Source organism: Pseudomonas sp. NPDC087185 (assembly GCF_044744955.1).
Classification (GTDB): Bacteria; Pseudomonadota; Gammaproteobacteria; order Pseudomonadales; family Pseudomonadaceae; genus Aquipseudomonas.
Map to the genome: position 1 here is coordinate 103,894 of NZ_JBIUZK010000006.1, position 11,760 is coordinate 115,653.

Genomic DNA, 11,760 nt, shown 5'->3' on the forward strand with positions numbered 1-11,760 from the left:
TGTGTTTAGATATATCTTGAGTAATATCTTGCGATATATCGGAACACATGGAGCCTCACTTTCATGCGCGAACATTCCGCCCATGACCCGTTCGAACGCCGCCCTGGCCGCGGTGAACGCGGCCCACGGGTATTCGCCCCCGGCGATCTCAAATTACTGATGCTGTCGCTGCTGGCCGAGCAACCTGGCCACGGCTACGACCTGATCCGCCAGATCGAAAACCTGTTCGACGGCAGCTACACGCCCAGCCCCGGGGTCATCTACCCCACCCTCAATTTTCTTGAAGAAGCCGAGCTGATCAGCGGCCAGGTGCAAGGCAGCAAGCGCCTCTACGCCATTACCGCCGCCGGCCGCACGGCCCTTGCCGAGCAGGCCGTCGCCCTTGATGGCGTGCGCATGCGCATCGAAGTGAGCAAGCGCGCCCTGCGCGGCCACGACCGCCCGCCCGAGATCCATGAAGCGGTCGGCAACCTGCGCCATGCCCTGCACATGCACAGTGGCCGCTGGACCCCGGACGAAATCGAACGGGTCCGCACCCTGCTCAACGACACCGCCAAGGCCATCGCCTCCGGCCCGGCCGACCCTGTCATGGAGAACGCCCATGAGTGACACCATTCACCGCGTCAACCACGAAATCCGCCAGCGCCGCCTGCAGGTGCTGCGGGTCACCGACCTCACCCCGCGCATGCGCCGCATCACCCTCGGCGGCCCGGAGCTGCAGGGCTTCATCAGCCTGGGCAGCGACGACCACATCAAGCTGCTGTTCGCCGAAACCGCCGAGCAACAGCAGGCCATCGACGCCCGCAACCTGGGCCGCGACGGTGGTGCCCGGCCGACCATGCGCGAGTACACGCCGCGGCGTGTCGACCTGGTCGCCAACGAACTGGACATCGACTTCGTGCTGCACGGCGACGGCCCCGCGTCGACCTGGGCGGCGCAGGCTGCCCCCGGGCAAACGCTGAACATCGCCGGGCCACGGGCTTCGATGGTGGTACCGGATATCTTCGACAGCTACCTGCTGATTGGCGACGAGACAGCCATTCCGGCGATTGGGCGGCGCCTTGAAGAACTGCCGGCAGGCCGACAGGTGCTGGCGGTAATTCAGGTCGAAGATGAGCAGGAACGTCAGCCGTTGCCGAGCGCGGCTGAGGTGCAAATCATCTGGATCACGCGAAATGAGGATCTGCTGGCGTTGCTGCAAGGGCTGAGCCTGCCTGAAGGCAAGCTGTACAGCTGGGTGGCATTGGAGAAGTCGCTGACCCGGCAAGCCAAGGCGTTGCTGCTGGAACGGGGCGCTTCGGAAGCTGCGCTCAAGGCTGCGGCCTATTGGCGAGCTGATGGGACGGCGGACGACGAGTAACTGACTAGGTCTTCACGGGCCCTTTAGCGGGACAAGCCCGCTAAAGGGCCCGCGCGGGCTAAGCACGCTGCCGCGCCCGCCAGCGATCCAGCCCCAGCAACACCAGCGCAATCCCCCAGAACCCCACCAGCACGCCCAGCGCATTGAGCATCACCTGCCCATACCCCAGGCTCGCCACATCGATGAACGGGTAGGCATACACCCCGATCTCGCTCCCCCGCCACAAGGCATAAGCGAAATACACCGCCGGATAAATCGCCCACAGCGCCAGATGCCAAAGCCGCAAATGCCCCTTGGGCACTTCGAACCACCAGTACAGAACGTACAGCGCTGGCATCACATCGTGCAGCAACTCATCCGCCAGCCACTGCCAGCCCTCCGGCTGCCACAGGTGGCGCAACAGCACGCTGTAGGCCAGCGCCACCAGCACGATGCTGGCGGCCACTGCGCCACTCACCGACGGCGACAGGAAGAAACGCTTTGCGCCAGACTCACGCCCGAACGCCGCATAGCTCAGCACCGTCGCCACCAGCGTGTTGGTCAGCACTGTGAAGTAACCGAACACATTGACCAACCCGCCGATCAGGCTGGCCTGCTCCTGCCAGCGCCCCAGCAGCACCAGGTACACCTGCACCGTCAGGCCCAGCCAGCCGAGCACGGCGGCCAAGGCCAGCCACGGATGGCGCGGCATCTCAGGCGTTGCGCTGCAGCTTTACGTACAGCTGCTCGACCTTCTCTCGCGCCCAGGGCGTCTTGCGCAGGAAGGTCAGGCTCGACTTGATGGTCGGGTTGCTCTTGAAGCAACGCACATCAACGCGCTCGGCCAGGCCCTGCCATTGGTAGTGCGCCACCAGCTCGGTGAGGATCTGTTCGAGGGTCTTGCCGTGCAGCGCGTTGTGTTGGGCCGTGCTCATGCCAGTGCTCCAGCGTTGGAAAGATGCGCACCTTACACGAGTGTAGTGACGAAGGGGACGCACCACCGCCTTTACAAAAACTGCTGGCAAACGGCCAAACCTCTGTGCTGAAATAGTGATGTTATATTGTAACAATACAAAAGCCTCTGCCAAGGACCGTCACTTTCCCATGTTGTGCTCTCCCCTACGCCTCTCACCCCTCGCCGTCGCCCTCTGGCTCGCCTCGTCACCCAGCCAGGCCGTGGAACTCGAACCCCAGGTCATCACCGCCAACCCGCTGGGCAATCGCCAGCTGGCCGCCCCGAGCACCGTGCTCGAAGGTGATGACCTGCTGCAGCAACAGCACGGCAGCCTCGGCGAAACCCTCAACAAGCAGCCGGGTGTCGCTTCCACCTGGTTTGGCCCCGGTGCCAGCCGCCCGGTGATCCGTGGCCTGGACGGCGACCGCATCCGCATTCTGCGTAACGGCGTCGGCGCCCTCGATGCCTCGGCGCTGTCCTACGACCACGCCGTACCGCTGGACCCGGTCACCGTCGAACGCGTCGAAATCGTCCGTGGCCCGGCCGCCCTGCTGTACGGTGGCAACGCCATCGGTGGCGTGGTCAACACCTTCGACAACCGCATCCCCGACGCGCCGATCGAAGGCATCCACGGGGCCGGCGAGCTGCGTTACGGCGGCGCCGACACCACGCGCAGCAGCGCTGGCAAACTGGAAGCTGGCGACGGCACCTTTGCCCTGCACCTGGATGCCAACAGCCGGCAGTTCAACGACCTGCGCATCCCCGGCTACGCCCGCAGCGCGAAAGTCCGCGATGCCGACGAGCCCGGCAGCAAGCACCGCCTTGAGAACAGCGACGGGCGCCAGGACGGCGGCGCAATCGGTGGTTCCTACCACTGGGACCATGGCTATGCGGGCCTGTCCTACAGCCGTTACGACAGCAACTACGGCTCGGTGGCCGAATCCGGCGTGCGCCTGGACATGCAGCAGGATCACTACGCCTTCGCCTCCGAATTGCGTGACCTTGATGGCCCATTCAGCTCGGTCAAGGTCGACGCCGGCTACACCGACTACGAACACAGCGAGATCGAAGAAGGCGAGGTGCACACCACGTTCAAGAACAAGGGCTACGAGGCACGTATCGAGGCCCGTCACCAACCGATCGGGCCGCTGGAAGGCGTGATCGGTGCACAGGTCAGCCGCAACGAGTTCTCGGCGCTGGGTGAAGAAGCGTTCGTGCCGCACACCGATACCGACAGCCTGGCGTTGTTCATGCTTGAGCAGTGGCAGGCCACCGAGCGCCTCAACCTGAGCCTTGGCGCGCGCCTGGAACACACCCGCGTTGACCCGGACGCGAAGGGCAACGAGAACTTCGTCGCCGCAGACAGCGCTAGCAGCTTCAACGCCTTCAGCCTGTCATCGGGGGCCGTCTACCAGCTCGACCCGGTCTGGGCGCTGGCCGCCAACCTCGGCTACACCGAGCGTGCGCCAACCTTCTACGAGCTGTACGCCAACGGTGCGCACGTGGCCACCGGCGCCTACGAAGTCGGTGATGCCAGCCTGAACAAGGAAAAGGCCCTTTCCGCCGACCTGGCCCTGCGCTTCGACAACGGTACCCACAAGGGCAGTGTCGGGGTGTTCTACAGCCACTTTCGCAACTACATCGGCCTGATCGGCACGGGTAACCTGCGCGAAGGGCATGACCACGACCATGGTGACGAGGATCATGACCACGATCACGACGATGCTGGGTTCCCGGAGTACCAGTACCAGGGCGTGCGGGCACGCTTCTACGGTATCGAGGCACAGGACCGCTGGCAGTTGGCCGAGAACCGCTACGGCAGCTTCGCGCTGGAGCTGTCCGGCGACTACACCCGCGCCAAGAACCTCGACAGTGGCGAGCCGTTGCCGCGCATTGCGCCACTGCGGCTGAACAGCGGCCTGGTCTGGGAACTGGACCGCTGGCAGGCACGGGTGGATGTGCAGCATGCAACGTCGCAGCACCGCAAGCCGGCCAACGAAACCAGCACCGATGGCTATACCACCCTGGGGGCGAGCGTCGGTTATCGTTTCGATATCGGCCAGAGCCAGTGGCTGGCGTTCGTGCGCGGGGAAAACCTGACGGATCAGACGGTACGGTATGCCAGCTCGATCCTGCGGGACATCGCGCCAGCGCCGGGGCGTAGTGTGGAGGTAGGCCTGCGTACGACCTTCTGATCGTGCGCGGCCCCTGTGGGAGCCGGTTGACCCGCGAATACGATGGTGAATCCACTGCTGTATTCGCGGGCAAACCCACCCCGCAGGTCTTTCACGGGCATGCAAAAGCCGCACTGTTACTTGATCAGCAACAATCAACTGCGACAATTTGTCTTTTTTTCTCGTTATTTCCCCTATATCCTCCCGCCGCACGCTGAATCGCTTCACTCATCTTTCCCTGTCGCCATTTCCATCGAAGCGCCCGCTCATCGGTGCGCTTGCCGTTTTTTCTACAATCAAAAGATAGCGCTATCTCATGCCTAACACCCGCTACACCTGCCCCGTTCTGATTGCCCTCGCCGCCGGCTTGTCGCCCAGCGTCAGCGCCAGCGAAATGTTCGCCGGCGACTCCCCGTGGATGCTTGGCGACTGGGGTGGCACCCGCAGCGAGCTGCTGGATAAAGGCTACGACTTCACCCTCGGCTACACCGGCGAGATGGGCAGCAACCTGCACGGCGGCTACGACCACGACCGCACCGCGCGCTACAGCGACCAATTCACGTTCGGTAGCCACCTGGACCTCGAGAAGATTCTCGGCTGGCAGGACACCGAGCTGCAGCTGACCATCACCGAGCGCCACGGCGACAACATCAGCAACGACCGCATCAACGACCCGCGTGTGGGCGGCTTCACCTCAGCCCAGGAAGTCTGGGGCCGTGGCGAAACCTGGCGGTTGACCCAGATGTGGATCAAGCAGAAGTACTTCGACGGTGCCCTGGACGTGAAGTTCGGCCGTTTCGGTGAGGGCGAGGACTTCAACAGCTTCCCCTGCGACTTCCAGAACCTGGCCTTCTGCGGCTCGCAGGTGGGCAACTGGGTGGGTGGCATCTGGTACAACTGGCCGGTCAGCCAGTGGGCCCTGCGCGTGCGCTACAACCTGAACGATGCGCTCTACGCCCAGGTCGGCGTGTTCGAGCAAAACCCCTCCAACCTCGAATCCGGCAACGGTTTCAAGCTCAGCGGCAGCGGCACCCAAGGCGCCGTGATGCCCGTCGAGCTGGTCTGGAGCCCCCGCCTGAATGGCCTGAAAGGGGAATATCGCGCCGGGTACTACTACAGTAATGCCAAGGCACAGGATGTTCTAAAGGACAGCGACGGCCAGCCGGCTGCCATCAGTGGCGCCGCCTACCGCAGCAGTTCGAGCAAGCACGGCCTGTGGATCGGTGCCCAGCAGCAAGTCACTTCGCTGGCCTCCGACCAGTCGCGCGGCCTGAGCCTGTTCGCCAACGCCACGGTGCACGACAAGAAGACCAATGCCATCGACAACTATGTGCAGGCAGGACTGGTATACAAGGGCCCCTTCGACGCCCGCGCCAAGGACGACATCGGTTTCGCCCTCGCCCGCGTGCACGTCAACCCCGCCTACCGCAAGAACGCCCGCCTGGCCAACCAGGCTGCGGGCCTCGACAACTATGACAACCCAGGTTTCCTGCCGGTGCAGGACACCGAATACAGCGCCGAGCTGTATTACGGCATTCACCTGGCCGACTGGCTCACGGTGCGCCCCAACCTGCAATACATCCGCCATCCGGGCGGGGTGTCGCAGGTCGACGACGCCCTGGTCGGCGGCCTGAAGATCCAGAGCACTTTCTGACAACCATTCACCTAACGGAGAACATACGATGAGCACTGACGGTGCCAAGAATGGAAGCCGCTGGCTACCGCGCCTGATGGGCGTATTGCTGTTGCTGATGGGCCTGGCCCTGCTGGCGGGCGGCATCAAGCTGAGCCAGCTGGGCGGGTCGCTGTACTATCTGATCGCCGGTATCGGCTTCGCCCTGTCGGGCATCCTGCTGCTGGCCCAGCGCCGCCTGGCCCTGGGCCTGTACGGCCTGGTGCTGCTGGGCAGCACGGCATGGGCGCTGCTGGAAGTGGGCCTGGACTGGTGGCAACTGGTGCCGCGCCTGGCCATCTGGTTCGCCATCGGCGTGGTCCTGCTGCTGCCCTGGGCGCGTCGCCCGCTGACCGGCCCGGCCAACAAGGCCAACGTCGCCGTGCTCAGCGTCGCGGTGCTGGCCTCCGGTGCCTGCGCACTGGGCAGCCAGTTCACCCACCCGGGTGAAGTGTTCGGCGAACTGGGCCGCGATAACAGCGAAATGGGCAGCGCCGCACCGGCCATGCCCGATGGCGACTGGCAGGCCTATGGCCGCACCGAGCACGGTGACCGCTATTCGCCGCTGCGCCAGATCACCGCGCAGAATGCCTACCGCCTGGAAGAAGCCTGGCGCATTCGCACCGGCGACCTGCCCACCGACAACGACCCGGTCGAACTGACCAATGAAAACACCCCGCTGAAGGCCAACGGCATGCTCTACGCCTGCACCGCCCACAGCAAGGTGCTGGCCCTGGACCCGGACACCGGTGCCGAAATCTGGCGCTACGATCCGCAGATCAAGACCCCGGTGGGTACCTTCAAGGGCTTTGCCCACATGACCTGCCGCGGCGTCTCGTACTATGACGAGAACAGCTACGTCAGCCGCGACGGCAGCCCCGCGCCAAAAGTTTCGGACGCTGGCCAGGCCGTCGCCCAGGCCTGCCCGCGCCGCCTCTACCTGCCGACCGCCGATGCCCGCCTGATCGCCATCAACGCCGACAACGGCAAGGTCTGCGAAGGGTTCGCCAACCAGGGCGCGATCGACCTGACCACCGGTATCGGCCCGTTCACCGCTGGCGGTTATTACTCCACCTCGCCGGTGGCGGTCACCCGCAGCCTGGTGATCATCGGTGGCCATGTCACCGACAACGAGTCGACCAACGAGCCGTCCGGCGTGATTCGCGCCTATGACGTGCACGACGGCCGCCTGGTCTGGAACTGGGACAGCAACAACCCGGACGACACCAAGCCACTGGCCCCGGGCAAGACCTACAGCCGCAACTCGGCCAACATGTGGTCGCTGGCCAGCGTCGATGAAGACCTGGGCATGGTCTACCTGCCGCTGGGCAACCAGACCCCCGACCAGTACGGCGCCAACCGTACCCCGGGCGCCGAGAAGTACAGCGCTGGTGTAGTCGCCCTGGACCTTGCCACCGGCAAGGCGCGCTGGAACTACCAGTTCACCCACCACGACCTGTGGGACATGGACGTGGGCAGCCAGCCGACCCTGGTTCACCTGAAGACCAAGGACGACGTAAAACCCGCGATCATCGTACCGACCAAGCAGGGCAGCCTGTACGTGCTCGACCGCCGCGACGGCACGCCGATCGTGCCGATCCGCGAGATCCCTGTGCCGCAAGGCGCAGTCGAAGGCGACCACACCGCACCGACCCAGGCCCGCTCCGACCTCAACCTGCTCGGCCCGGACCTGACCGAACAGGCCATGTGGGGCGCCACGCCGTTCGACCAGATGCTGTGCCGTATCCAGTTCCGCGAACTGCGCTACGAAGGCCAGTACACCCCGCCCTCCGAGCAAGGCTCGCTGGTCTACCCGGGCAACGTTGGCGTGTTCAACTGGGGCGGCGTCTCGGTCGACCCGGTGCGCCAGCTGCTGTTCACCTCGCCCAACTACATGGCCTTCGTGTCGAAGATGGTGCCGCGCGAACAAGTCGCCGCCGGCAGCAAGCGCGAAAGCGAGACCAGCGGCGTGCAGCCGAACACCGGCGCGCCTTACGCGGTGATCATGCACCCGTTCATGTCGCCGCTGGGCGTACCGTGCCAGGCCCCGGCCTGGGGCTACGTGGCAGCCATCGACCTGTTCACCAACAAGGTGGTGTGGAAGCGCAAGAACCGCACCACGCGTGACAGCACGCCGGTGCCGATCGGCATGCCGGTGGGCGTGCCGAGCATGGGCGGCTCGATCGTGACCGCCGGTGGCGTCGGCTTCCTCAGCGGCACCCTCGACCAGTACCTGCGCGCCTATGACGTGAACAACGGCAAGGAACTGTGGAAGGCCCGCCTGCCCGCAGGTGGCCAGGCCACGCCGATGACCTACACCGGCAAGGACGGCAAGCAGTACGTGCTGATCGTCGCCGGTGGCCACGGCTCGCTGGGCACCAAAATGGGCGATTACATCATCGCTTACAAACTCGCTGAGTAACCTTCAACTGCGGCGGTGACCTTACCGCCGCATTCGCCGGCAAGCCGGCTCCCACAGGTACGGCGCTGTACTCAAGCGCTGCGCCGTACTTGTGGGAGCCGGCTTGCCGGCGATGAGGCCAGTGCAGGCAAGCGAAGATGAAACCCTCCCCTCCTCCCTTCGTCTACCATTGAAACCCATTCCCCCGCGCCCCATCTAAGCACCATAGCCATTCACGCAGGTGCCCCATGAGCGACCAGCAGGATTTCCCGGAACAACCCGACGAACACGGCGAAGTCGAACACCTCGATGCCCAGGCCGAAGCCAGCCATGGCCACGCCCTCGCCCTGCCCGGCCAACAGTTGCCGGACAAGGTCTATGTGATTCCGATCCACAACCGCCCATTCTTCCCGGCGCAGGTACTGCCGGTCATCGTCAACGAAGAACCCTGGGCCGAAACCCTCGACCTGGTGGCCAAGACCCCGGATCAGTGCCTGGCGCTGTTCTTCATGGACACCCCGCCCGAAGACCACCGCCACTTCGACACCTCGGCCTTACCGGAGTACGGCACCCTGGTCAAGGTGCACCACGCCAGCCGCGAAAACGGCAAGCTGCAGTTCGTCGCCCAGGGCCTGACGCGGGTGCGCATCCGCACCTGGCTCAAGCACCATCGCCCGCCGTACCTGGTCGAAGTCGAGTATCCACGCCAGCTGACCGAGCCGACCGACGAGGTCAAGGCCTACGGCATGGCCCTGATCAACGCGATCAAGGAGCTGCTGCCGCTCAACCCGCTGTATAGCGAAGAGCTGAAGAACTACCTCAACCGTTTCAGCCCCAACGACCCGTCACCGCTTACCGACTTTGCCGCAGCGCTCACCTCGGCCACCGGCAACCAGTTGCAGGAAGTGCTCGACTGCGTGCCCATGCTCAAACGCATGGAAAAAGTCCTGCCGATGCTGCGCAAAGAGGTCGAGGTCGCGCGCCTGCAGAACGAGATCTCCGCCGAGGTCAACAAACAGATTGGCGAACACCAGCGCGAGTTCTTTCTCAAGGAGCAGCTCAAGGTCATCCAGCAGGAGCTGGGCCTGACCAAGGACGACCGCAGCGCCGACCTCGAACAGTTCGAGCAGCGCCTGCAAGGCAAGACCCTGCCCGAGCAGGCCAAGAAACGCATCGATGAAGAAATGGCCAAGCTGGCCATCCTCGAAACTGGCTCGCCCGAATACGCCGTCACCCGCAACTACCTGGAATGGGCCAGCGCCCTGCCCTGGGGCGTGTATGGCAAGGACAAGCTCGACCTGAAACATGCGCGCAAGGTGCTCGACCAACACCACGCTGGCTTGGATGACATCAAGGAGCGCATCCTCGAATTCCTTGCCGTAGGTGCCTGGAAGGGCGAGATCAGTGGCTCCATCGTGCTGCTGGTGGGCCCGCCCGGCGTGGGCAAGACCAGCATCGGCAAGTCCATTGCCGAATCCCTCGGCCGGCCGTTCTACCGTTTCAGCGTCGGCGGCATGCGCGACGAAGCGGAAATCAAGGGCCACCGCCGCACCTACATCGGTGCCCAGCCGGGCAAGCTGGTACAGGCGCTGAAGGACGTCGAGGTGATGAACCCGGTGATCATGCTCGACGAGATCGACAAGATGGGCCAGAGCTACCAGGGCGATCCAGCCTCTGCACTGCTGGAAACCCTCGACCCCGAGCAGAACGTCGACTTCCTCGACCATTACCTGGACCTGCGCCTGGACCTGTCCAAGGTGCTGTTCGTGTGTACCGCCAACACCCTGGATTCGATCCCCGGCCCGTTGCTCGACCGCATGGAAGTGATACGCCTGTCCGGCTACATCACCGAGGAAAAGCTGGCCATCGCCAAACGCCACCTGTGGCCCAAACAACTGGAAAAGGCCGGTGTGTCCAAAAACACCCTGAGCATCAGCGACAGTGCCCTGCGCCTGGTGATCGAGGGTTACGCCCGCGAAGCTGGCGTGCGACAGCTGGAAAAACAGCTGGGCAAGCTGGTGCGCAAAGCGGTGGTCAAGCTGCTGGAAAACCCGGATGCCAAGCTCAAGATCGGCACCAAGGACCTGGAAGCGGCGCTCGGCATGCCGGTGTTCCGCAGTGAACAGGTGCTGGCTGGCAAAGGTGTGATCACAGGCTTGGCCTGGACCAGCATGGGCGGAGCGACACTGCCGATCGAGGCAACCCGCATTCACACCCTCACCCGCGGCTTCAAGCTCACCGGCAAGCTGGGGGATGTAATGAAGGAATCCGCCGAAATCGCCTACAGCTACGTCAGTTCGAACCTCAAACAGTTTGGCGGGGACCCGAGCTTCTTCAACGAGGCATTCATCCACCTGCATGTGCCCGAAGGCGCCACCCCCAAGGATGGGCCGAGCGCCGGCATCACCATGGCCAGCGCGCTGCTTTCGCTGGCCCGTGACCAGGCGCCGAAAAAAGGCGTGGCCATGACCGGCGAGCTGACCCTCACTGGCCAGGTGCTGCCGATTGGCGGGGTGCGCGAGAAGGTAATTGCGGCGCGTCGGCAGAAGATCTTCGAGTTGATTCTGCCGGAACCGAACCGCGGGGACTTCGAAGAGTTGCCGGAGTACCTGCGTGAAGGGTTGACCGTGCACTTTGCCAGGCGCTTTGCCGACGTGGCCAAAGTGCTGTTCTAACCTGCACCGGCCCCTTCGCGGCACACGCCCGCGAAAGGGCCGGCACGGGCAACACAAAACCTCATCTGCTTCGGTTATCCTCAGGCCATCGCCAGCCTTCGGAGCCACCATGACTGCCCCTCGTCTGCTCGTTCCCCTTAGCCTCGCCCTGCTCACCGCCTGTGCCCAGCAACCCAGGCAAACCGTCGAACTGGACGCCGAAAGCGAATGCCCGAAGCGTTTGCAGGTCGGCCAGCCACTCACCCTGACGCTGCCCAGCAACCCCACCACCGGCTACCGCTGGCTGGTGCAGAACCCCGCGTCCAACGTCCTGCGCAGCCTCGGGCCCGAGGTGTACAGCGGCTCGGAGGAAGCCGGTATCGTCGGCAGTGCGGGCATCTCCACCTGGCGCTTCGAGGCGCGAGCCGTCGGCGAAGGCCACCTGGTGCTGGTCTATCAGCAGCCCTGGGCCCCAGAAGTTCGCCCCGTGCAGACCTTCGATTGCGCCGTGCGGGTCGACTGATCGCACAGCGCTGGTCAGCCAACCATGCATCCTTGCCGCGGT

General features: G+C 64.3%; 9 protein-coding genes. 7 read left to right on the forward strand and 2 right to left on the reverse strand.

Annotated elements, in window-relative coordinates; translation table 11 throughout:
- Window positions 1-63: 63 nt before the first annotated feature.
- Window positions 64-609 (forward strand): PadR family transcriptional regulator, encoded by a 546-nt coding sequence (locus tag ACIPIJ_RS20645; protein ID WP_401080011.1) that lies wholly within the window; start codon window positions 64-66, stop codon window positions 607-609.
- Window positions 602-1,360 carry a siderophore-interacting protein gene (locus ACIPIJ_RS20650; protein WP_401080013.1) on the forward strand — a complete coding sequence of 253 codons (759 nt, stop codon included), beginning with the start codon at window positions 602-604 and terminating at the stop codon, window positions 1,358-1,360. Before ACIPIJ_RS20645 ends, ACIPIJ_RS20650 begins: the two co-directional genes overlap by 8 nt.
- A gap of 58 nt (window positions 1,361-1,418) precedes the next feature.
- On the opposite strand, the gene ACIPIJ_RS20655 is transcribed toward ACIPIJ_RS20650, so the two are convergent.
- A complete protein-coding gene (locus tag ACIPIJ_RS20655; RefSeq protein ID WP_401080015.1) occupies window positions 1,419-2,051 on the reverse strand; it encodes a Pr6Pr family membrane protein in 633 nt (210 codons plus the stop codon).
- A gap of 1 nt (window position 2,052) precedes the next feature.
- Entirely contained in the window at window positions 2,053-2,274 is a 222-nt protein-coding gene (locus ACIPIJ_RS20660) for a VF530 family DNA-binding protein (protein ID WP_095064225.1), read from the reverse strand.
- A gap of 169 nt (window positions 2,275-2,443) precedes the next feature.
- Here ACIPIJ_RS20660 and ACIPIJ_RS20665 point away from each other — a divergent pair, with 169 nt between their 5' ends.
- The 5 genes from ACIPIJ_RS20665 (at window position 2,444) to ACIPIJ_RS20685 (ending at window position 11,718) form a co-directional block, all read left to right on the forward strand.
- Window positions 2,444-4,489, forward strand: a complete 2,046-nt coding sequence (locus ACIPIJ_RS20665) for a TonB-dependent receptor (RefSeq protein WP_401080017.1) — start codon at window positions 2,444-2,446, stop codon at window positions 4,487-4,489.
- 295 nt (window positions 4,490-4,784) lie between these two features.
- Window positions 4,785-6,122 (forward strand): carbohydrate porin, encoded by a 1,338-nt coding sequence (locus ACIPIJ_RS20670; protein WP_401080019.1) that lies wholly within the window; start codon window positions 4,785-4,787, stop codon window positions 6,120-6,122.
- Between the two features lie 28 nt (window positions 6,123-6,150).
- Window positions 6,151-8,562, forward strand: a complete 2,412-nt coding sequence (locus tag ACIPIJ_RS20675; RefSeq protein ID WP_401080021.1) for a glucose/quinate/shikimate family membrane-bound PQQ-dependent dehydrogenase — start codon at window positions 6,151-6,153, stop codon at window positions 8,560-8,562.
- A 227-nt stretch (window positions 8,563-8,789) separates the two neighbouring features.
- The gene (lon, locus tag ACIPIJ_RS20680; protein ID WP_401080023.1) at window positions 8,790-11,216 is read left to right on the forward strand and encodes an endopeptidase La; all 2,427 of its coding nucleotides are present in this window, start codon (window positions 8,790-8,792) and stop codon (window positions 11,214-11,216) included.
- A 109-nt stretch (window positions 11,217-11,325) separates the two neighbouring features.
- Window positions 11,326-11,718, forward strand: coding sequence for a protease inhibitor I42 family protein (locus ACIPIJ_RS20685; RefSeq protein WP_401080025.1), 393 nt, complete (start codon window positions 11,326-11,328; stop codon window positions 11,716-11,718).
- Window positions 11,719-11,760 lie beyond the last annotated feature (42 nt).

What these genes read in the sequence shown, in the direction of transcription:
- ACIPIJ_RS20655 (WP_401080015.1), bottom strand. Translation starts at nt 2,051, where the DNA reads ATGCCGCGCCATCCGTGGCTGGCCTTGGCCGCCGTGCTCGGCTGGCTG.
- ACIPIJ_RS20645 (WP_401080011.1), top strand. Translation starts at nt 64, where the DNA reads ATGCGCGAACATTCCGCCCATGACCCGTTCGAACGCCGCCCTGGCCGC.
- ACIPIJ_RS20650 (WP_401080013.1), top strand. Translation starts at nt 602, where the DNA reads ATGAGTGACACCATTCACCGCGTCAACCACGAAATCCGCCAGCGCCGC.
- ACIPIJ_RS20665 (WP_401080017.1), top strand. Translation starts at nt 2,444, where the DNA reads ATGTTGTGCTCTCCCCTACGCCTCTCACCCCTCGCCGTCGCCCTCTGG.
- ACIPIJ_RS20660 (WP_095064225.1), bottom strand. Translation starts at nt 2,274, where the DNA reads ATGAGCACGGCCCAACACAACGCGCTGCACGGCAAGACCCTCGAACAG.
- ACIPIJ_RS20675 (WP_401080021.1), top strand. Translation starts at nt 6,151, where the DNA reads ATGAGCACTGACGGTGCCAAGAATGGAAGCCGCTGGCTACCGCGCCTG.
- ACIPIJ_RS20670 (WP_401080019.1), top strand. Translation starts at nt 4,785, where the DNA reads ATGCCTAACACCCGCTACACCTGCCCCGTTCTGATTGCCCTCGCCGCC.
- ACIPIJ_RS20685 (WP_401080025.1), top strand. Translation starts at nt 11,326, where the DNA reads ATGACTGCCCCTCGTCTGCTCGTTCCCCTTAGCCTCGCCCTGCTCACC.
- lon (WP_401080023.1), top strand. Translation starts at nt 8,790, where the DNA reads ATGAGCGACCAGCAGGATTTCCCGGAACAACCCGACGAACACGGCGAA.